Origin of the sequence: Staphylococcus pasteuri (assembly GCF_030547725.1) — a bacterium.
GTDB classification, from domain to species: Bacteria; Bacillota; Bacilli; order Staphylococcales; family Staphylococcaceae; genus Staphylococcus; species Staphylococcus pasteuri.
In genome coordinates, this window is sequence record NZ_JAUOQO010000005.1 from 1 (window position 1) to 19,980 (window position 19,980).

20 protein-coding genes and 2 pseudogenes are annotated in these 19,980 nt (G+C 30.2%); 17 read left to right on the forward strand and 5 right to left on the reverse strand.

Features of this window, described 5'->3' with window-relative positions:
* Positions 1-463: 463 nt before the first annotated feature.
* From Q4528_RS06420 to Q4528_RS06430, 3 genes and pseudogenes are all read left to right on the forward strand, one after another.
* Positions 464-550: pseudogene (locus Q4528_RS06420) on the forward strand (hypothetical protein); the annotation flags it as partial.
* Between the two features lie 389 nt (positions 551-939).
* Positions 940-1,599 carry a response regulator transcription factor gene (locus Q4528_RS06425; RefSeq protein WP_017638002.1) on the forward strand — a complete coding sequence of 220 codons (660 nt, stop codon included), beginning with the start codon at positions 940-942 and terminating at the stop codon, positions 1,597-1,599.
* On the forward strand, positions 1,596-2,954 hold the full coding sequence (locus Q4528_RS06430; RefSeq protein ID WP_046466677.1) for a HAMP domain-containing sensor histidine kinase: 1,359 nt from the start codon (positions 1,596-1,598) through the stop codon (positions 2,952-2,954). The genes Q4528_RS06425 and Q4528_RS06430 overlap by 4 nt, the downstream gene beginning before the upstream one ends.
* Positions 2,955-3,036: 82 nt before the next feature.
* On the opposite strand, the gene Q4528_RS06435 is transcribed toward Q4528_RS06430, so the two are convergent.
* Positions 3,037-3,171, reverse strand: coding sequence for a hypothetical protein (locus tag Q4528_RS06435; protein WP_261764949.1), 135 nt, complete (start codon positions 3,169-3,171; stop codon positions 3,037-3,039).
* Between the two features lie 18 nt (positions 3,172-3,189).
* On the opposite strand from Q4528_RS06435, the gene Q4528_RS06440 reads away from it, so the two are divergent.
* The 4 genes from Q4528_RS06440 to Q4528_RS06455 all read left to right on the forward strand — a co-directional run bounded on the left by Q4528_RS06440 (position 3,190) and on the right by Q4528_RS06455 (position 8,995).
* Positions 3,190-5,994 (forward strand): 2-oxoglutarate dehydrogenase E1 component, encoded by a 2,805-nt coding sequence (locus Q4528_RS06440; RefSeq protein WP_017638000.1) that lies wholly within the window; start codon positions 3,190-3,192, stop codon positions 5,992-5,994.
* A 17-nt stretch (positions 5,995-6,011) separates the two neighbouring features.
* A complete protein-coding gene (gene sucB / locus Q4528_RS06445) occupies positions 6,012-7,298 on the forward strand; it encodes a dihydrolipoyllysine-residue succinyltransferase (RefSeq protein WP_029055355.1) in 1,287 nt (428 codons plus the stop codon).
* 156 nt (positions 7,299-7,454) lie between these two features.
* Complete coding sequence (locus Q4528_RS06450; RefSeq protein ID WP_046466676.1) at positions 7,455-8,291, forward strand: ATP-binding cassette domain-containing protein; 837 nt, start codon at positions 7,455-7,457, stop codon at positions 8,289-8,291.
* A complete protein-coding gene (locus tag Q4528_RS06455) occupies positions 8,291-8,995 on the forward strand; it encodes a hypothetical protein (protein WP_046466675.1) in 705 nt (234 codons plus the stop codon). Before Q4528_RS06450 ends, Q4528_RS06455 begins: the two co-directional genes overlap by 1 nt.
* Positions 8,996-9,094: 99 nt before the next feature.
* Here Q4528_RS06455 and Q4528_RS06460 read toward each other — a convergent pair whose 3' ends face one another.
* Positions 9,095-9,265 (reverse strand): hypothetical protein, encoded by a 171-nt coding sequence (locus tag Q4528_RS06460; RefSeq protein ID WP_046466674.1) that lies wholly within the window; start codon positions 9,263-9,265, stop codon positions 9,095-9,097.
* Between the two features lie 235 nt (positions 9,266-9,500).
* Between Q4528_RS06460 and Q4528_RS06465 the strand changes: the two genes are divergently transcribed.
* The 5 genes from Q4528_RS06465 (at position 9,501) to brnQ3 (ending at position 14,835) form a co-directional block, all read left to right on the forward strand.
* Positions 9,501-10,310, forward strand: a complete 810-nt coding sequence (locus Q4528_RS06465) for a VOC family protein (protein WP_046466673.1) — start codon at positions 9,501-9,503, stop codon at positions 10,308-10,310.
* 31 nt (positions 10,311-10,341) lie between these two features.
* Positions 10,342-10,545 carry a DUF6501 family protein gene (locus Q4528_RS06470; RefSeq protein WP_002451189.1) on the forward strand — a complete coding sequence of 68 codons (204 nt, stop codon included), beginning with the start codon at positions 10,342-10,344 and terminating at the stop codon, positions 10,543-10,545.
* A gap of 126 nt (positions 10,546-10,671) precedes the next feature.
* Entirely contained in the window at positions 10,672-11,463 is a 792-nt protein-coding gene (locus Q4528_RS06475; RefSeq protein ID WP_029055358.1) for an ATP-binding protein, read from the forward strand.
* 12 nt (positions 11,464-11,475) lie between these two features.
* Entirely contained in the window at positions 11,476-13,365 is a 1,890-nt protein-coding gene (locus tag Q4528_RS06480; protein WP_046466672.1) for a vWA domain-containing protein, read from the forward strand.
* 126 nt (positions 13,366-13,491) lie between these two features.
* Entirely contained in the window at positions 13,492-14,835 is a 1,344-nt protein-coding gene (gene brnQ3 / locus Q4528_RS06485) for a branched-chain amino acid-like transporter carrier protein BrnQ3 (RefSeq protein ID WP_046466671.1), read from the forward strand.
* 76 nt (positions 14,836-14,911) lie between these two features.
* Here the strand turns inward: brnQ3 and Q4528_RS06490 are convergent, their stop codons facing one another.
* The 3 genes and pseudogenes from Q4528_RS06490 to Q4528_RS06500 all read right to left on the reverse strand — a co-directional run bounded on the left by Q4528_RS06490 (position 14,912) and on the right by Q4528_RS06500 (position 16,987).
* A complete protein-coding gene (locus Q4528_RS06490; RefSeq protein WP_046466864.1) occupies positions 14,912-16,045 on the reverse strand; it encodes a toxic anion resistance protein in 1,134 nt (377 codons plus the stop codon).
* 23 nt (positions 16,046-16,068) lie between these two features.
* A complete protein-coding gene (locus Q4528_RS06495) occupies positions 16,069-16,692 on the reverse strand; it encodes a 5-bromo-4-chloroindolyl phosphate hydrolysis family protein (RefSeq protein WP_017636527.1) in 624 nt (207 codons plus the stop codon).
* Positions 16,693-16,717: 25 nt separating this feature from the next.
* A pseudogene (locus Q4528_RS06500) lies at positions 16,718-16,987 on the reverse strand (acylphosphatase).
* A gap of 156 nt (positions 16,988-17,143) precedes the next feature.
* Between Q4528_RS06500 and msaA the strand changes: the two are divergent.
* The 5 genes from msaA to Q4528_RS06515 all read left to right on the forward strand — a co-directional run bounded on the left by msaA (position 17,144) and on the right by Q4528_RS06515 (position 19,966).
* Complete coding sequence (gene msaA / locus Q4528_RS06505) at positions 17,144-17,452, forward strand: regulatory protein MsaA (protein ID WP_017636529.1); 309 nt, start codon at positions 17,144-17,146, stop codon at positions 17,450-17,452.
* Positions 17,453-17,638: 186 nt separating this feature from the next.
* Positions 17,639-17,839 carry a cold shock protein CspA gene (gene cspA, locus Q4528_RS06510; RefSeq protein ID WP_002433901.1) on the forward strand — a complete coding sequence of 67 codons (201 nt, stop codon included), beginning with the start codon at positions 17,639-17,641 and terminating at the stop codon, positions 17,837-17,839.
* A 567-nt stretch (positions 17,840-18,406) separates the two neighbouring features.
* Complete coding sequence (locus Q4528_RS16835; RefSeq protein ID WP_186803558.1) at positions 18,407-18,712, forward strand: CPBP family intramembrane glutamic endopeptidase; 306 nt, start codon at positions 18,407-18,409, stop codon at positions 18,710-18,712.
* Between the two features lie 4 nt (positions 18,713-18,716).
* A complete protein-coding gene (locus Q4528_RS16840) occupies positions 18,717-19,118 on the forward strand; it encodes an Msa family membrane protein (protein WP_046466669.1) in 402 nt (133 codons plus the stop codon).
* Positions 19,112-19,966, forward strand: a complete 855-nt coding sequence (locus Q4528_RS06515; protein ID WP_046466668.1) for an ABC transporter ATP-binding protein — start codon at positions 19,112-19,114, stop codon at positions 19,964-19,966. The genes Q4528_RS16840 and Q4528_RS06515 overlap by 7 nt, the downstream gene beginning before the upstream one ends.
* Positions 19,967-19,980: the final 14 nt, after the last annotated feature.

Genomic DNA, 19,980 nt, shown 5'->3' on the forward strand with positions numbered 1-19,980 from the left:
ACTCCCTCTAACGAATCAATTCGTAAGGTTTCTAGGTTCGCATGAGCTTTCCTCATGCATAACTCCCTCTAACGAATCAATTCGTAAGGTTTCTCAGTTCGCATGAGCCTTACTCATGCATAACTCCCTCTAACGAATAAATTCGTAGGGTCTTCGGTTCGCATGGGCTTTTCTCATGCATAACTCCCTCTAACGAATCAATTCGTAAGGTTTCTAGGTTCGCATGAGCTTTCCTCATGCATAACTCCCTCTAACGAATAAATTCGTAAGTTTTCTCAGTTCGCATGAGTTTCCTCATGCATAACTCCCTCTAACGAATCAATTCGTAAGAGGGAGTAAAAAAAAGTAGTAAACCTCAAGTGTCTAAAGGTTTACTACTTTATTTGAACGTCGTCTCCAACGTTAGTCTTTTACGGGCATATAAAAGGGGATTATGAAAATGACCAATACATAAGAACGAAATATATGTGGGGGGAAAGTTCTTTTTGGTATTGATAATCATTTTCAATTATTATTATACACGACTGAGAATCGTTGTCAATTAGAATCCTGAAAATTTTATGATTTATTATTAAAAGGATTAAGAAATCCTCAACCAAAGCATTTTTGCTTAAATATCCCTACAAAAATAGTTCTCAATACTGATAATAACACCATTGAAAGTATGATAAAATTTAGTTAACAACATAACTCGTTATGACAATACATAATAATGCGTTGAACTCTTTCAATTTACCTAAGATTATTACGTTTTAAAGTAGGATGTATAAACAATACTTTTATATTTTACTTAATAACAAAAGACATTGAAATGAGGCCACTTTGACATAAACAAAAATAATCACATTAACTTTTACATATTTATTAATTTATGATACATATTTATAATATACAAAATATTTATTTCAAACATATATAGTCATATTAAGAGGTGCAAAAATGACAAATATTTTACTAGTAGAAGATGAACAAAATTTAGCTCGGTTTATCGAACTTGAATTAACACATGAAAATTATCAAGTTGATATTGAAAATGATGGTGCCACTGGTCTCGAAAAAGCACTAAATAAAACATATGATCTTATTATCTTAGATTTGATGTTACCAAACATTAATGGACTTGAGATATGTAGACAAATTCGTCAAGAACAAACCATACCTATAATTATTATTACAGCTAAAAGTGATACTTATGATAAAGTCGCTGGACTGGATTATGGCGCCGATGATTATATTGTTAAACCATTTGATATTGAAGAATTACTTGCTCGTATTAGAGCAATTCTGCGACGCCAACCTCAAAAGGATACTATTAATATTAATGGTATTGTTTTAGATAAAGAAGCATTCGAAGTAACAGTTGATGGTACACAACTCGACTTAACTAAAACTGAATATGATTTATTTTATATCCTGGCAGAAAATAGAAATCACGTATTACAACGTGAACAAATATTAGATCATGTTTGGGGTTATAATTCTGAAGTTGAAACCAATGTAGTAGATGTTTATATCAGGTATTTAAGAAATAAACTCAAACCTTTTGGTAAAGATAAAGTGATTGAAACCGTTCGCGGTGTTGGGTACGTGATACGATGATGAAACAACGAAAACTCAAATACAAATGGATGTTAATTACAACTTTAATTACGTTTGTCACAATTGTTCTATTTTGTTTAATCATCATCTTTTTTCTGAAAGAAGCACTACATAATAGTGAATTAGATAAAGCAGAGAAAAGTTCCAATGACATTATCAATTTATTACACTCTAAGCCACCAGAAGATATATCTGCACTAGACTTAAACGCGTCACTAGAGAATTTTCAAGAAGTGTCTATATTTGATGATAAAGGTAAAAAATTACTTCAAACAACTAGTGAAAATTTACCTACAATACCTTCAAATGTAGGACTATCACATCCAGAACGTGTAAAAGTCGTTAATTATAAAGGCGTTGACTACTTAGTCATCACCGAACGCATTCATTCCAAAAAGTTCGATGGTTATAGTATATTGGTTCATTCATTAGAAAGTTATGAACATCTTGTTCAATCTTTATATATTGTTGCAATAGCATTTGGTTTAATTGCGACATTTGTCACAGCTATGGTGAGTTACATTTTCTCATCTCAAATTACAAAACCAATTGTCACAATGTCTAATAAGATGAATCAAATTCGACGTGATGGCTTCCAAAACAAACTAGAACTAACTACCAATTACGAAGAAACAGATAATCTAATATGCACATTTAATGAAATGATGTTTCATATTGAAGAATCTTTTAATCAGCAACGTCAATTTGTGGAAGATGCGTCTCATGAACTTAGAACGCCACTACAAATTATCCAAGGTCATTTAAACTTGATTCAAAGATGGGGGAAAAAAGATCCTGCAGTATTAGAAGAATCTCTTAATATTTCACTTGAAGAAATGAATCGTATTACTAAACTTGTAGAAGAATTACTTTTATTAACAAAAGATAATGTAAATAGCGGACAATCTCAAGAAGAACTTGTAGATATTAATTCTGAAATATTATCTAGAGTTAAATCTTTAAAACAATTACATCCTGATTATACTTTCGATATCGATTTAGATGAGAAGCCGATTAAACTTCAAATGAATCGACATCAATTTGAGCAACTCATTTTAATTTTTATTGATAATGCGATGAAATATGATAATGAAAATAAATATATCCAAATACGCACTCAATTAAAAAATAAACAAACGAGTATTGAAATCACTGACCATGGTCTTGGTATTCCTAAACAAGATTTAGAATTTATATTCGACCGTTTCTACCGTGTTGATAAATCACGTGCACGTAGTCAAGGTGGTAATGGCTTAGGCTTATCAATTGCTGATAAAATTGTTCAATTAAATGGTGGATTCATTCAAGTCGAAAGTGAAGTCAATCAATTTACAACCTTTAGAATTATCTTCTAAAAACAAATCATTAAACGTTGACTTTATATCATTGATTCTTATATTTAACTATGTAAATTCAAAATGTATATTAAGCAACCGTTCACCCAATCAATTCATATATTTCAATTAATTCAGAACCAAAATTATCTTGGTTCTGTTTTTTTACAATAATAGGTAAATCCACTTTAACAAAATTTGAAATAATGCTATTATTGTGTTGTAAGCGTTTCAACATTTTTGTGGAGGGTGTAATATGACAAAGGACAAGAGAGAAGTTACAGAGGCACCTGTAAACTTCGGCGCAAATCTAGGGTTAATGCTAGATTTATATGATGATTATCTACAAGATCCTTCATCAGTACCCGAAGATTTACAAGTCCTATTTAGTACAATTCAAACAGGGGAAGCTCATATCGAGGCTAAACCAGCCGCAAATGGCGGTGGTTCACAATCTGGTGACAGCACAATTAAACGTGTCATGAGATTAATCGATAATATTAGACAATACGGACATTTAAAAGCAGATATTTATCCAGTCAATCCTCCAGAGCGTAAACATATTCCTAAATTAGAAATAGAAGATTTCGATTTAGACCAAGCCACTTTGGAAAACATTTCAGCTGGAATCGTATCAGAACATTTTACTGATATTTACGATAATGCTTATGAAGCCATTGTTCGTATGGAAAAAAGATACAAAGGACCAATTGCGTTTGAATACACGCATATTAATAATAATAAAGAGCGTGTATGGTTAAAACGCCGTATCGAAACACCTTACAAAGCTACATTAAATAATCAACAAAAAACAGAATTATTTAACAAATTAGCTCATGTAGAAGGATTCGAAAAATATCTACACAAAAACTTTGTAGGTGCTAAACGTTTTTCAATCGAAGGTGTTGATACGTTAGTTCCAATGTTACAACAAACAATCACTCGTGCTGGTGAAGAAGGTATTACTAATATTCAAATTGGTATGGCACACCGTGGTCGATTAAATGTATTGACTCACGTTTTAGAAAAACCTTATGAAATGATGATTTCAGAATTCATGCATACTGATCCAATGAAGTTCTTACCAGAAGACGGTAGTTTAGAACTAACAGCTGGTTGGACAGGCGATGTTAAATATCACTTAGGCGGTATTAAAACAACTGACTCATACGGTATTGAACAACGAATTGCTCTAGCAAATAATCCAAGTCATTTGGAAATTGTAGCACCCGTTGTTGAAGGTCGTACGCGTGCTGCCCAAGATAATACTCAACAAGCCGGTGCACCACAAACTGACTTCCATAGAGCGATGCCAATTATTATTCATGGTGATGCTGCATATCCAGGTCAAGGTATTAACTTTGAAACAATGAACTTAGGAGATCTTGAAGGTTATTCTACAGGTGGTTCATTGCACATCGTTACAAATAATAGAATTGGTTTCACTACTGAACCAACAGATGGTCGCTCAACAACATATTCTACTGACGTTGCAAAAGGCTATGACGTGCCAATTTTACATGTTAATGCTGATGACGTAGAAGCAACAATCGAAGCGATTGATATTGCAATGGAATTCCGTAAAGAATTCCACAAAGATGTCGTAATTGATTTAGTTGGTTACAGACGTTATGGACATAATGAAATGGATGAACCATCTATCACAAATCCATTACCATATCACAATATCCGCAAGCATGATTCTGTAGAACTTGTTTATGGTAAGAAATTAGTCGAAGAAGGCATTATCAGTGAAGACGAAATGAATCAAATCATTGATAACGTTCAAAAAGAAATGCGTGCAGCGCATGACAAAATCGACAAATCAGATAAAATGGATAATCCAGATATGGAAAAACCTGAGGCATTACAACAACCATTGCAAAGTGATGATAAAGAATTCTCATTCGATCACTTAAAAGAAATCAATGATGCAATGTTAACTTATCCTGAAGGTTTCAACGTTCTGAAAAAACTAAATAAAGTTCTTGAAAAACGTAGAGAACCATTTGAAAAAGAAGATGGCTTAGTTGATTGGGCTCAAGCTGAACAACTTGCTTTTGCTACAATTTTACAAGATGGAACGTCAATTCGATTAACTGGTCAAGATAGTGAAAGAGGTACATTCAGTCACCGTCATGCGGTACTACACGATGAAGAAAATGGGGACACATATACTCCGTTACATCATGTACCTGACCAAAAAGCGACATTCGACATTCATAATTCACCATTATCAGAAGCAGCAGTTGTAGGTTTCGAATATGGTTATAATGTTGAAAATAAAGGTAGCTTTAATATTTGGGAAGCACAATACGGGGACTTCTCAAACATGGCTCAAATGATGTTTGATAACTTCTTATCAAGCGCACGTGCAAAATGGGGCGAACGTTCAGGTTTAACATTGTTCTTACCACATTCTTATGAAGGACAAGGTCCAGAACATTCATCAGCACGTCTTGAAAGATTTTTACAACTTGCAGCTGAAAATAACAGTACTGTAGTTAATTTATCTAGTGCAAGTAACTACTTCCATTTATTACGTGCACAAGCAGCAAGTTTAGATTCTGAAGAAATGAGACCATTGATTGTAATGTCACCTAAAAGTTTATTACGTAATAAAACAGTGGCTAAACCAATTAATGAGTTTACATCTGGTGGTTTCCAACCAGTTCTTGCTGAAGAATATGATGCAAATAAAGTGAAAAAAGTTATTTTAGCGTCAGGTAAAGTATTTATAGACTTAAAAGAATATTTAGCTAAAAATCCAGATGAGTCTGTATTACTTGTAGCTGTCGAAAGATTATATCCATTCCCAGAAGATGAAATTAAAGCTATTTTCGATGAATTACCAAACCTTGAGACAGTGTCTTGGGTACAAGAAGAACCTAAAAACCAAGGTGCATGGTTATTCGTTTATCCATACCTTAAATCACTTGTTGGCGATAAATATAATTTAAGTTATCATGGAAGAATCCAAAGGGCAGCACCAGCTGAAGGTGACGGTGAAATCCACAAACTTGTTCAAAATAATATTATTGAAAGTAGCATTACTAAATAAATAGGGGGAAAAATAAAATGCCAGAGGTTAAAGTTCCAGAATTAGCAGAATCAATTACAGAAGGTACCATTGCAGAATGGTTAAAAAATGTTGGAGATAGCGTAGATAAAGGTGAAGCTATTCTTGAATTAGAAACAGATAAAGTTAACGTAGAAGTTGTATCAGAAGAAGCAGGTGTATTATCAGAACAACTTGCTAACGAAGGCGACACAGTTGAAGTAGGTCAAGCTATCGCAGTTGTTGGTGAAGGAAGTGGTAATGCTTCAAGTGGTTCATCAGACAATCAAACTCCACAAAATAATGATGAAACTAATAAAGACGATCAACAAGCTAAAGAAACAACTCAACAATCAAATGATAATAATCAATCATCTGATCAATCACAAGATGATTCATCTAATAACCAATTTGTTAAAGCAACACCTTCAGCGCGTCGTCATGCACGTGCAAATGGCGTTGACTTAAACGAAGTGGCTGGAAAATCAAACGACGTTGTAAGAAAAGAAGATATTAATAACAATCAAAACCAACAACAATCATCACAAAGTGATAACAAACCTTCTGGTAATGAAGCTAAAAAATCAAGCGACAAACCATCTAAACCAGTTATTCGTGAAAAAATGTCACGTAGAAAGAAAACAGCTGCTAAAAAATTATTAGAAGTATCTAATAACACAGCAATGTTAACAACTTTCAATGAAGTTGATATGACTAACGTTATGGATTTACGTAAACGTAAGAAAGAACAATTCATTAAAGATCACGATGGTACTAAATTAGGTTTCATGTCATTCTTCACTAAAGCTGCAGTAGCTGCACTTAAAAAATATCCTGAAGTTAACGCTGAAATTGATGGCGAAGACATGATTACTAAACAATACTATGATATTGGTATTGCCGTTTCTACTGAAGATGGATTACTAGTACCATTCGTAAGAGATTGTGATAAGAAAAACTTCGCTGAAATCGAAGAAGAAATCGCAAACTTAGCTGTTAAAGCACGCGACAAAAAATTAGGCTTAGACGATATGGTTAACGGTTCATTTACTATTACTAATGGTGGTATCTTCGGTTCAATGATGAGTACACCAATTATTAATGGTAGCCAAGCTGCAATTTTAGGTATGCACTCAATCATTACACGTCCAATTGCAATCGATAAAGATACAATTGAAAATCGTCCAATGATGTACATTGCTTTAAGTTATGACCACAGAATCATCGATGGTAAAGAAGCAGTAGGATTCCTAAAAACAATTAAAGAATTAATTGAAAATCCTGAAGATTTATTATTAGAATCTTAATTTTATATTCGTAAATTGAATAAAATAAAAACAACGGGGATTCGTTTCTCCGTTGTTTTTTTATAATTAATACTATAGTTGTATATCACTTTTAAATGTTGAATGATAATATGATTTTAATAATGAAATTAAGTAATGAATGATAAGGTGAAAATGATGAATACAGATGCTATTGTTGCGGATAAAATATATAAAACGATAAATCATAAAGAAATAATAAAGGGGATATCTATGTCTATCCCTCAACATACGATTACGCTTATACAAGGACATAATGGAACAGGCAAAAGTATTACTTTGAAAATGATTGCCCAACTTTTAAAACCTTCAACTGGATCAATTAATGTTAATGGTACTGTGAGTTATGTTCCAGATGCATTTCCTCCTTATCTTAATTTAACGATAGCTGAATATATTAAATATCTGATTCATACATATAACTTAAACAAAAATGACTCATTTCTTAATACTGCATTAGATAAATTTCAATTAACTCCATTTTTAAATCAAAAAATTAAAGATTGTTCAAAGGGAACTCAACAAAAGGTTAATATATTACAATGTTTATTAGCGGAAGCAGATGTATACATTTTAGATGAGCCTTTTAATGGACTAGATGATAGTTCTCTAAACTATTTAATTCATATATTGAATAAATTAAAACATACTGCAACAATTATTTTAACTTCACACGAAGCGCATATTCATAACAATATTATCACTCATATTTACAATATCGAGACCAATCAATTAACAAAGCTTAGTGACAAACAATATCATTATAAAATTATAACTGTTCAAGCAAGTGATGAATTAAAATTCAAGCAATTCTATAGTGAAATCGCTCAACAATTCAAATTAACAACACTAGAAAATGATAAAGATGATATTTTCAATATTAAAATTGAAGATAAACAAATGAATGCAATACTTTTGGAATTAATCAAAGCTGGCTTTCCAATTAAAAAGGTAAAAGAGGAGAGTGACATTTAATGACAATGTTCAATTATCAATTTAAGAAATTGATACGATCTTATACCTATATTCCTCCTTATGCATTATTTATCGTTTGGATTATTCTGTTATATGTATATAGTGGGCAACCTGTACTTTCAGCATACGCTTCAGCCACTATCATATTGTTACCAGTTGCCGCTTGGTTAACTATTAATAATTTTAAATTAGAGTCAAATACTGAAAGACAATTACTATTTATTCAAAATCAATCTAAATTAAAGTATCTAACTAACAAATTGATATTCAGTTTTATTATTATGATTCCACTGATTTTATTTTCTATAATATATCCAATAATATTGCACAGTTTTTCTGAACATCTAACAATATCCAAATTATTTTTAGGTCTTTATCTACATATACTTGTCATAATTATAGGAATGATCATTGGAGCCGTTATTAATACTCAAAACATATTATCAAAAAGATATAGTTGGTTACTTTTAATATTGATTGTTTTATTATCAATATTAAGACAAACAGTAATTCAACATTATCCAATATCAAAATTCATTTTATGGATAATCCCACCAATTGGTGATGTTATACAATATTATCAACTATCCTTAACTGAAATTTTATCAACTGATTTTTTATTATTAAATATATGGTTTGTGATATATATTATTTTAAGCTCTACCTTACTTTATTATATTTTCTCTAAAACCGAGTATCTATAAAAGAACGTCCTAATACTGTTTGAATTTAACTGTTAAAAGCATAGCTTACTATGTCGCTATTAACATCATTCAAAGATTAGGACGTTTTATCATTATATTTTAATAAAGCATGAAGATTTCAATAATTGCTAAAATAAGAAACACAACAAAAGCAATTAGGAAATATTTAAAACTTGGTTTTTGTTTATTTTGTAAATTTGTAAAAACTTGTATACCTGAATAAACAGCAATTAATACAGTAATTGCAAATATAATCCACATACTGGACATATGATATGCCTCCTTCACTAATCTCTATATTTACATTTTAATATACTTTCTCGATAATACCAAAATGAATTTTTGTTCAAATATGAAAAATTAATTACAAACAACTTTACACTTGGTGAATATTTTGAATTTTATATACGTTTCAAGTTATTTTCTAATAGAGTTCATCATATAAATCATGGTTAAAATACGTTATAATAATAGAGTAAAGATAAATGATTAGGGGTGTCAGTAGATGAGCGGAATTAGAAGCGTCACGTTAGGTACAAGTGACTTATCTAAAACGAAAGAATTATTCGAAAATATATTAGGTTTAAATTCATCTGAGAAAGGCGACAACGCATTAAGATTTGGCGATGCTGATTTAAATCCAGGAACACGTATACATTTTGTTGAAGTTCCAAACAATGACTATCAAAATTCACATATAGATAGTGTAGGATTAAGAACACCGTCAGATTCTGGTTTGGATGAATATCAAGATATATTAAATCAACATCAAATATCTTTTAGCTCAATTACTGAACTCAATGGTAATATGCATTTTAACTTTGAGGATCATAACCAACAATTGTTTGATATCTATTCTAACGAACATAATACAGGTGTCCCTTTAGGTATGCCATCATTTGAAAGTACTGTAAATCCATTACATCAAATTCAAGGTTTAGGACCTGTTATTCTTAAAGTGAATGAATTATCTATTACAGCTTCAATTCTTAATAAAGTATTTGGTTTACATATATTTGCTGAATATCTTCCTTCTGAAGAAGCTACTCAAGCCATTCAAGTATTTAAAATAGGTGAAGGTGGACTTGGAGGCGAGCTTCATTTGTATGAAGCAGAGAACGAAATTACTAATCAAGAAAATGAAATGATAGAACAGGTTGAATTTTCAACAAATAGTAAATCTGATTTTGAAATTGCGAAACAAACTTTAGAAGATATTGGCATTCCATATCAGACATTACAACAAGATGATTCCGAATCATTAAGAATCACTGAAAATAGTGGTATTTCATTTATATACACACTAGATAAATAACTTAAATATTCATAAAGGTAGGGAACAATAAATGTTACATGAAACATGGAAAGAACGCACACCTATTAAAAAAGTTGAGGTTACAAATACAGATGCTAAAAAATTCACTGTATCTGATATGTTAACTGTTGGTAAACAGTACGATGTAATAAATGAAACAGAAGAATATTATCAAATCATCGATAATTCTGGTTTAGTTGGTGGCTATTATAAAACTTACTTTAAAGAAGTTTAATTTCATAATATTTTAAAATTAACTTTACTAAAAGTAGATAAAACAATAGTCAACAAGACTAAGACAATTGGAAAGTACAACCCACATGTCTTAGTCTTTTTCATATTAAAAAGGAGCATGCAAATAATGGCACAATCACAATATAAAAACTCAGATATTTCCGTATTTAACGATGCGAAAGCACTATTTGATTTAAATAAAAATATATTATTAAAAGGGCCTACAGGTTCTGGTAAAACTAAACTTGCCGAAACATTAAGTGAAGTTGTAGATACACCAATGTATCAAGTTAACTGTTCAGTTGATTTAGATGCTGAAAGTTTATTAGGATTTAAAACAATTAAAACTAACGAACAAGGTCATCAAGAAATCGTATTTATAGATGGTCCGGTAATCAAAGCAATGAAAGAAGGCCATATTCTATACATTGATGAAATTAACATGGCTAAACCCGAAACATTACCAATTCTTAATGGTGTGTTAGACTATCGTCGTCGTATTACGAATCCATTCACAGGTGAAGTGATTCAAGCTAAACCAGGATTCAACGTTATTGCAGCAATTAATGAAGGCTATGTCGGTACATTACCAATGAACGAAGCACTTAAGAACCGTTTCGTAGTTATCCAAGTGGATTATATTGATGGAGATATTCTAAGCAACGTTATTAAGGAGCAAAGTCGTTTACAAGATGATGCCATCATCAAACAAATTATTAAATTCAATGAAGATTTACGCACAATGTCAAAACAAGGTCAAATTTCTGAAGAAGCAGCTAGTATTCGTGCACTCATTGACTTAAGTGATTTAATTACAGTAATGCCAATTGAACGTGCCATCAAACGTACAATCATCGATAAACTTGAAGATGAAAGAGAACAACAAGCAATTATTAACGCAATAGAACTTAACTTTTAGAGAGGAATAATTATGAGCGACCGTTTCATAAAATTTAACGATGAACAATTAGATGCTAAACAGGTTATGATGTTGCAAGACTTAGCACGTTTACTTTTAAAAAATGAACAAACGCAAGTCAAAATTCAAAAATTCCCTTTTTATAATCCATTTAACAATACATTAATTACTAGTTGGTTTTGGTCTCATCGCTCAAAACCCGTTGAAGAAGCAGGTCTAAAAACGGATGTTATGTTAGCTGCTTATGGATATTATATGATGGATGTAGATATTACTAATGAAGTACTTCATAACGATGAATTTAATCATCCTAAATTTTTCCAACAATTATTCAAATTATTGGAAGATATGCGAGTTTTTAATGAAATCAAAACTATGCGACCAAGCACAGCAAAATATATTGATTTACGCTTGAAAACTAGACTCACATTTACTGAATCACAAATTAATGTATACAAAACAAAAACACTATATACAGACTTATTATTTTTATATTTAGAACACGCTTTTATAAAGCAAAATTTCTATGATGTTCCATCAATTCATCCTAAATTCGATGATGTATTAGTAAATATGTATCAATATTTACCTAATTTTTTCCAGAACCAATCTTCAGAAGACAATATGTATTTGGCAGAACGAATCTTATATCAAGTTGACGATTTATTGAAAGAAGATATGTTAAACGAATATTATTATATTCCTAAAAATTTATACGAAGATATTCAAGCTGAAACATTCGAAGATTTGAAACGTACAGATGCAGCAAATACTGATGGTCATGATCAAACACAAGAAGATACTGATGCAGTTACGGCAGAAGCTGAAACTAAATCTGCAGACAGTCAATCTGAAGGTGGCGCTTATTTAGAAATGGAACTTCATGAAGGTGAAAATAGTGATGTTATGGCAGATAATGATACTGCTAGAGAAGGCGACTCGTCTGATGATATGACAGACATGATGACCAAAAAAGGGAAAGGGTCACAAAATACATTAGACCGTGAAGAAGGCGGGTTTATTGGACAAAATAGTGCATTCGCATTAGAAGGTATCAATCAAAATGTCGAAATTGAGTGGAAAGTCCCTGATATTTTACCTGAATATCTTCAATTATATGAAGACGTTAAACATGATGTTCAATTTGAAATTAAAGATTTAATTAAAATTATTAAAAAGACAATCGAAAGAGAACATCAAGATGAACGTCATAATTTAACTAAAGGTCGACTACAAAAAGACTTAATTAATTGGTTTATAGATGATCAATACAAATTATTTTATAAAAAACAGGACTTAAGTCAATCGTTTGATGCAACGTTCACTTTATTAATTGATGCTTCTGCAAGCATGCATGACAAAATGGATGAAACGATAAAAGGCGTTGTACTTTTCCATGAAACATTACGAGAATTAAATGTTAAACATGAGATACTTGCATTTAATGAGGATGCTTTCGACTCTGATGATTCTAAGCAACCAAATATCATTGATGAAATCATTCATTATGACTATTCTACAATGAAAAAAGATGGTCCTCGTATTATGGCACTAGAACCACAAGATGATAATCGTGATGGTGTAGCTATTCGCGTTGCTAGCGATAGACTGATTCGACGCAGTCATAACCAACGATTTTTAATTGTCTTTTCAGATGGGGAACCTTCTGCATATAATTATAGTCAAGATGGTATTATAGATACTTATGAAGCAGTGGAAAATGCAAGAAAATACGGTATTGAAGTCTTTAACGTGTTTTTAAGTCAAGAGCCTATAACAGAAGATATAGAACAGACAATTCATAATATCTATGGTCAATATTCTATATTTGTTGAAGGTGTAGAACATCTTCCTAGCTTATTATCTCCATTATTGAAAAAACTCTTACTTAAATCTTTTTAAAAATTTGTCTAATTATGAAATTTAAATGAAGTAAGTGTTTAAATTTTCTGAAATTATATAGACTTACAAATTATATTTATGCTAGAATATTTAATGTTGCATATTTAATTATAAAGGAGCAGCATTATGAATAAGAATACATGGATTGTAGGGTTCATGCTATTTGCTATGTTCTTTGGTGCAGGTAATTTAATCTTCCCAACGAATTTAGGATTAGATAGTGGACACTTTTTCTGGCCTGCGATTCTCGCTTTTGCATTAACCGGGATAGGATTGCCTTTACTTGGGGTCGTGGTTGGTGCACTTGATAAACAAGGTTATATTGGCGCATTTAATAAAATTTCGCCTATATTTTCAATTATTTTTTTAATTGTTATTTATCTTACAATTGGACCTTTGTTTGCCATACCTCGTACGGCATCAACATCATTTGAGATGACAATAACTCCAATTGCACATTCACATGGTAATCTAACATTATTTATTTTTACGTTAATATATTTCATTATCGTATTATATTTATGTATCAATCCTAATAAAATGGTTGATCGTATAGGTTCATTATTAACACCTTTATTATTAATTACTATATTAGCTATGATTATTAAAGGGTTTATTGATTTTAGTAGTCATTCTTCAAGTCACGGTAAAACAGAACTGTTTAACAATAATATCGGTAGTTTTTCACAAGGCTTTACTCAAGGTTACTTAACAATGGATGCTATTGCTGCAATTGCATTTTCTATGATTGTAGTTAATGCGATAAAGGCTACTGGTGTGAACCACGCTGATAAAATTTTTAAACAAACATTAATTGCCGGATTAATAGCAGCTGTAGCATTAGTTTTTATTTACATATCACTTGGTTTTATCGGAAACCATATCGATGTCTCAGACGCAAAATTAAAATCTTTAGCTGCAAAAGACCAAAATGTAGGTACATTTTTATTAACTACTATGGCATCAACTGGTTTCGGAACATTTGGTAAGTATTTATTAGGTATTATTGTGGCATTAGCTTGCTTAACAACGGCATGTGGATTAATTGTAGCTGTTAGTGAATATTTCCATCGAATTATTCCTAAAATATCTTATAAAACATATGTTGTGTTCTTTACAATTGTTAGCTTTATTATTGCTAATCAAGGTTTAAATGCAGTGATTACGATGTCACAACCCGTTCTTAGTGTCATCTATCCTGTAGCGATTACAGTAGTTTTATTAATATTATTAGCTAGATTTATTCCAACAAAGCCAATTACACAACAAATTACTGTTATAGTAGTTGCAATCGTATCGATTTTAAGTGTAATTCACACACAAGGGTGGTTAAAACTTAACTTTATGGATTATCTTTGGTTAAAAGATTATTCATTAGAATGGTTCCCAATTGCTGTTATTACAACAATTATTGCATATATTATCGGTGCATTTATTAAACAACAACCTATCGTCTATCAAAAAGAATAAATCATAGAAAAATAGCCAGTAAAATGAGTTTTAAAATGACTCATTTTACTGGCTTCTTTATTTATCATGCTTTGTGCTATTCTTTTCTCATTGATAATAGATGTTGTTTTAAATCATTTTCTAAGCCTGATAGTTCTTTTTCGGCAGCTTGTCGTTTTTGTCGACCATCATGCTGAATTTGCAATGTTTGCTCGATTGTATCAATAATATCACTTTGAGTTTGTTTTAATGTTTCAATATCGACAACACCACGTTCATTTTCTGTGGCTGTTTCAATAGCATTTTGTTTTAACATCGCTGCATTTTGAGTTAGTAGATCGTTAGTAGTATCTGTGACTGCGCGTTGTGCAGATACTGCATTTCTTTGTCGCATGAGCGTTAGGGCAATAGCCATTTGATTTTTCCAAAGTGGAATACTTGTTAAAATCGAACTTTGAATTTTTTCAGCTAAGGCCTGATTAACATTTTGAATCATACGGATTTGTGGGGCAGTTTGTATTGCAATTTGTCTTGAAAGTTGTAAATCATAAATTCTTTTTTCTAATCTATCCACAAATTGTTCCATATCTGCAACTGCTTGTATATCCATTTGATTACCTGATTGTTCTGCTTTATGTTGTAAATTGGGAATCGTTGTTTGTCGTATCTCTTGTTTTTTACGTTGAGCAGCTACAATATATAACGTTACTTCATCAAAGTATTGTTTGTTTTGGTCATATAACCCGTCTAGTAAATCGATATCTTTTGTTAAATTACCTTTATGCTTTTCCAATTGAATTGTTATGCGATCAATTTGAGAACTAACAGATTGCATTTTGGAAAATATTTCATTAATTGAGGCTTGTGTTCTTCTAAAGATACGTTTTAATTTAGATTGTTTGCTTGGGTCTAAATCATTTGGATTAACTGATTTTAACTTACTCATCAATTGATTTAATGAGTCACCGACAGGTCCCATGTCTTTAGATTGAACATCATCTAACATTTGATGAGAGAATTGAGACATATTTTGTTGTAAATTAGTACCAAATGATAATAAGCCATCATGATCTAGCGGTTTAATTTGCTCGCTAATTTGATTGATTTTTTGTTGGTCTTTCTCAGTAAATTGATGTTCAAAATCTTCAACAACAGTATTTGATTGCCCAGTTTGATTATTAATATACTGATCAAGAGGATGTGAGGCCTCACGTTCTAGTTCATTTGACATAGCCATTAATGCTCCTTTCTATATTATTTTTGTCTACGTTGTTGCTCTAATTTGTTTAATTCCATTTCAACATCTAATCGTTCATAATCTTCTTCATTTAATTGTTTTAAGTCTGCTACTAATGTGCGTTTAACCTCATCAAGAGTAATACGCGTTTGTTCTAACTTTTGCTTTTCTTCATGTGATTTCTTAGGCATTTTCGTTAATCTAGTATACGAATCCACTAAATTCAAAGCATTATCTATATGCGAATAGAAAAATCCTTCTACTTTAAAAAACATACCTGGACGTTGTTTCACACTCATATAAATAGAGCGAGATATTCTATAGATATCATTTACTTGTCTGAAGTCTTTAATAGATCGAATATTAATAAATGATTTTAAAATCATTCGAATTTTAGCCTGCGCTTGATTCAATTGACCTCTAACATATCTATATTCTCTTCTAGTTAAACCTATTTCATTTAAATACTTCCGTGATGTTAGCCGTTGGGTAGGGAAGTATGACACTATAAACCCACCCAAACCAATAACAGCATCTATGATAAATGACAGATCTAATCCAAAGATACTAATCATCCAAGCAATAATCGCTACAGGAATACCTACCATCATTCCAAATATTCTTGAAATATTATATCTCAACTGCCATCTTCCTTTTTAAATTAGTTTAAATCGTTTTAAAATCTTTCAATGATTCATCAACATCAAGTGTTTCAATATCATAATTGGTTACATTTGAGGCAGGAGAAGCACCTTAAACAACACTATTAATAAATTGATCTAAACTTTCTGTATCTCCTTGTGCATATATATCTACATAATCATCAACATTTTGTACTGTTCCTTTAATATCATGTTGATTTGCTATTTTCTGTGTATAAAATCTAAAACCGACACCTTGAACTGTGCCGAATACTTGTATATGTTTGCGTTCCACCATAATCACCTCTTAATATCATTATAAGGATAAAACGTTAAAAAAACTAATAATAACTACACTACGTATCGGCCAAAAGTATGAGTCTTCAAACTTGATTTTGTTATACAACAAGTTAAAATTAGCATATAGAATTATACAAAGAAGGGGATACATATGTGGACAGTTGCAAAAATTAGAGCTGACTACGAGGGTTGGTGGTTATTTGAAGATTGGCCAGAAAAAATCGTAAAGCAATCTGAGTTTTCATCATATGATGAGATGTTAGAAGAATATCAAGATTTAATTAAAGCTTGCCAAGCCTATTATGATAACTGTGTAATGGGAAAATATAATATGTACGCATTTTACAATAATTGTGATTTAAATTTCTGCGAAGATTGTGATGAAGATTTACAAATATTTTATAGTTTTATTGTTTTAAAAAATAATGAAGTATATTATAATCTTCCAAAAATAGTTTAAATGATAATTTCCTATAATTGTATTGCAATTTTGCTATTTTTAAACTATAATATTAATTAAGCAATAGTTTTATTCCATATTGCAAAAAGTATTTGCTATTATCGTTATGACTAATTAGACCATGTATTTTTTGTAATATGCGAATAACGCATATTGAATGAATTTTAGTCTTGGAGGTTTCAGATTATGAAACAAGGTACAGTTAAATGGTTTAACGCTGAAAAAGGATTCGGCTTCATCGAAGTTGAAGGAGAAAACGACGTATTCGTACATTTCTCAGCAATTAACCAAGATGGTTACAAATCATTAGAAGAAGGTCAATCAGTTGAATTTGAAGTAGTTGAAGGCGACCGCGGACCACAAGCTGCGAACGTTGTAAAACTATAATAAATAGATTGTAAAAATTGACTTTATTAACTAACACCTTACCAAGATGTAAGGTGTTTTTTATTGGAGTTTTTATATAAAATTAGCGGTTAGTGATCATAGGGTCACTAACCGTTTTTTATTTGAGGAATAGAAGTATATTAAAGAATAATAATGTAGACAATTTTATATAAATATTATACAATAATTATAACAATTAAAGGGAGGGATTAAAATGGAAAGTTTATTCAAATTATTACATGTATCAATTGGACGCTTTCATATTGACTATAGAGGCAGACGTGTTAAATGGTAATTAATACACCTACTTTAGAGAATAAGATAAAAATCATCTTATTCTCTATTTTATTAGTAATATTTTCCTCTGCTTCATTAAGTATTTCCATAGGCATTTTTTCTATATTAATAAAAAATGAATTTGTACTTCAACTATGTACACTACTATCATTTATAATAAGTTTTATAATAATACCAATTCTTTTTATTAAACTTTTTAAGTTAAATAGTGTTGAAGGTTTATCTATTAATGTGAACAAATGTCTGTTAATATTTTTATGTTTTATTTTTATGTCATTTATTACTAAAGACTATTTAATAACATTTTATTTCCTATGTGTAGCTATTGGAGAGGAATATTTATTTAGACATATAATATACAAAATACTTAGTAAGGAATTTAATATAGTACTTATATCGATAATTGGTTCAATTTTATTTGCTTTTTTATTACATCTAAATGAACCTTTTTTAATTAATTTGATTAATAGGTTTCCAAGCAGTATAATATTATATTTTATTCGTTATAATATAAATTTAAGTTTTAGTATAATTACACATTGGATTTATAATTTACTATTAACTTATTTGGGGTGAATTAATGAAATATTATTTTTCTACTTTTATTTTAATTTCAATATTTTACGGGATAATGTGTTATTTTCAATTCAATATTAATGTTTACCTTGCATCAATATTAACGCTTTTAATTCCTACTATTATTACGGGTGTTTTTATTTTTTACTGTAACAAACACTATCAATTTATGATTACAAATAGTCTGTTTAATTTATTATGTTATATCTTATACAGTCTTTATATAATGAATTTACCTAATTATGATTCTTATATTTTAAATTCTAAAAAAACGAATGATCAATTTGAAATTTCTATTGATGAGAATATGATAGCTATACCTCAATTAATTTTTATATTTTTATTTATGACTTCCGTTTTATTTTTATTAATACTTATCAAAAAAAGGAGGGGTTTTAAATGCTAAAATTACAGAATATTAAAAAAACTTATGGTTCTACAACTATCTTAAATAATATTAATTTTGATATGAATAATGGCGATATTATTGGTTTAATTGGTAAAAATGGTGCGGGTAAAACCACTCTAATGAAATTAATTGCTAAAATGCAACGACCTTCTGAAGGGACTATTTCATACAATAACCAAGATATACATATAAATGAAAATATACTTACTGACTTTGGTTTTATGATTAATCAAGTATATTTTCCTAATTATAGCGCGCGTCAAAATTTAGAATTTTATTTAAAGGTAAATAATCAAAATCAATATCTCGATAAAATAAGCGATATTTTAACTTTTGTTGCTTTAGAAGACAATAAAAAGAAGGTTAAAGACTATTCATTTGGTATGAAGCAAAGACTATGTTTAGCAATGTGCTTAATTACAGAACCTAAAATAGCAGTTCTAGATGAACCATTTGTTGGTTTAGATCCAGTAGGTATTGATCAATTAATTCAACTTTTACAACAATATGCTGCAAAATATCAATCTATATTTTTAATTTCTAGTCATCAGATTAATGAATTAAAACAAATATGTAATCGTTATTTGTTCCTTAACAATGGTGAAATCAAAGAATTAAAATCTACACAATTTGAAAATCGACAATTACTTACATATACAAATCCAATAAAAGATATGCAATCAATCAAACAACAATTTGATTTTATTAAGCATATAGATGGCAATACTATAGAAATTATTGACCAAGAAGATAATCTGAAATTAATTCAAAATTACATAGGTAATGATAATACTTTACTCAACATCAAAAATATTGAAGCAGATTATATATCATTATTTAAATAGTTAGGGGATTAAAC

What these genes read in the sequence shown, in the direction of transcription:
- Q4528_RS06425 (WP_017638002.1), top strand. Translation starts at nt 940, where the DNA reads ATGACAAATATTTTACTAGTAGAAGATGAACAAAATTTAGCTCGGTTT.
- Q4528_RS06430 (WP_046466677.1), top strand. Translation starts at nt 1,596, where the DNA reads ATGATGAAACAACGAAAACTCAAATACAAATGGATGTTAATTACAACT.
- Q4528_RS06435 (WP_261764949.1), bottom strand. Translation starts at nt 3,171, where the DNA reads ATGTTGAAACGCTTACAACACAATAATAGCATTATTTCAAATTTTGTT.
- Q4528_RS06440 (WP_017638000.1), top strand. Translation starts at nt 3,190, where the DNA reads ATGACAAAGGACAAGAGAGAAGTTACAGAGGCACCTGTAAACTTCGGC.
- sucB (WP_029055355.1), top strand. Translation starts at nt 6,012, where the DNA reads ATGCCAGAGGTTAAAGTTCCAGAATTAGCAGAATCAATTACAGAAGGT.
- Q4528_RS06450 (WP_046466676.1), top strand. Translation starts at nt 7,455, where the DNA reads ATGAATACAGATGCTATTGTTGCGGATAAAATATATAAAACGATAAAT.
- Q4528_RS06455 (WP_046466675.1), top strand. Translation starts at nt 8,291, where the DNA reads ATGACAATGTTCAATTATCAATTTAAGAAATTGATACGATCTTATACC.
- Q4528_RS06460 (WP_046466674.1), bottom strand. Translation starts at nt 9,265, where the DNA reads ATGTCCAGTATGTGGATTATATTTGCAATTACTGTATTAATTGCTGTT.
- Q4528_RS06465 (WP_046466673.1), top strand. Translation starts at nt 9,501, where the DNA reads ATGAGCGGAATTAGAAGCGTCACGTTAGGTACAAGTGACTTATCTAAA.
- Q4528_RS06470 (WP_002451189.1), top strand. Translation starts at nt 10,342, where the DNA reads ATGTTACATGAAACATGGAAAGAACGCACACCTATTAAAAAAGTTGAG.
- Q4528_RS06475 (WP_029055358.1), top strand. Translation starts at nt 10,672, where the DNA reads ATGGCACAATCACAATATAAAAACTCAGATATTTCCGTATTTAACGAT.
- Q4528_RS06480 (WP_046466672.1), top strand. Translation starts at nt 11,476, where the DNA reads ATGAGCGACCGTTTCATAAAATTTAACGATGAACAATTAGATGCTAAA.
- brnQ3 (WP_046466671.1), top strand. Translation starts at nt 13,492, where the DNA reads ATGAATAAGAATACATGGATTGTAGGGTTCATGCTATTTGCTATGTTC.
- Q4528_RS06490 (WP_046466864.1), bottom strand. Translation starts at nt 16,045, where the DNA reads ATGTCAAATGAACTAGAACGTGAGGCCTCACATCCTCTTGATCAGTAT.
- msaA (WP_017636529.1), top strand. Translation starts at nt 17,144, where the DNA reads ATGTGGACAGTTGCAAAAATTAGAGCTGACTACGAGGGTTGGTGGTTA.
- cspA (WP_002433901.1), top strand. Translation starts at nt 17,639, where the DNA reads ATGAAACAAGGTACAGTTAAATGGTTTAACGCTGAAAAAGGATTCGGC.
- Q4528_RS16835 (WP_186803558.1), top strand. Translation starts at nt 18,407, where the DNA reads ATGTCATTTATTACTAAAGACTATTTAATAACATTTTATTTCCTATGT.
- Q4528_RS16840 (WP_046466669.1), top strand. Translation starts at nt 18,717, where the DNA reads ATGAAATATTATTTTTCTACTTTTATTTTAATTTCAATATTTTACGGG.
- Q4528_RS06515 (WP_046466668.1), top strand. Translation starts at nt 19,112, where the DNA reads ATGCTAAAATTACAGAATATTAAAAAAACTTATGGTTCTACAACTATC.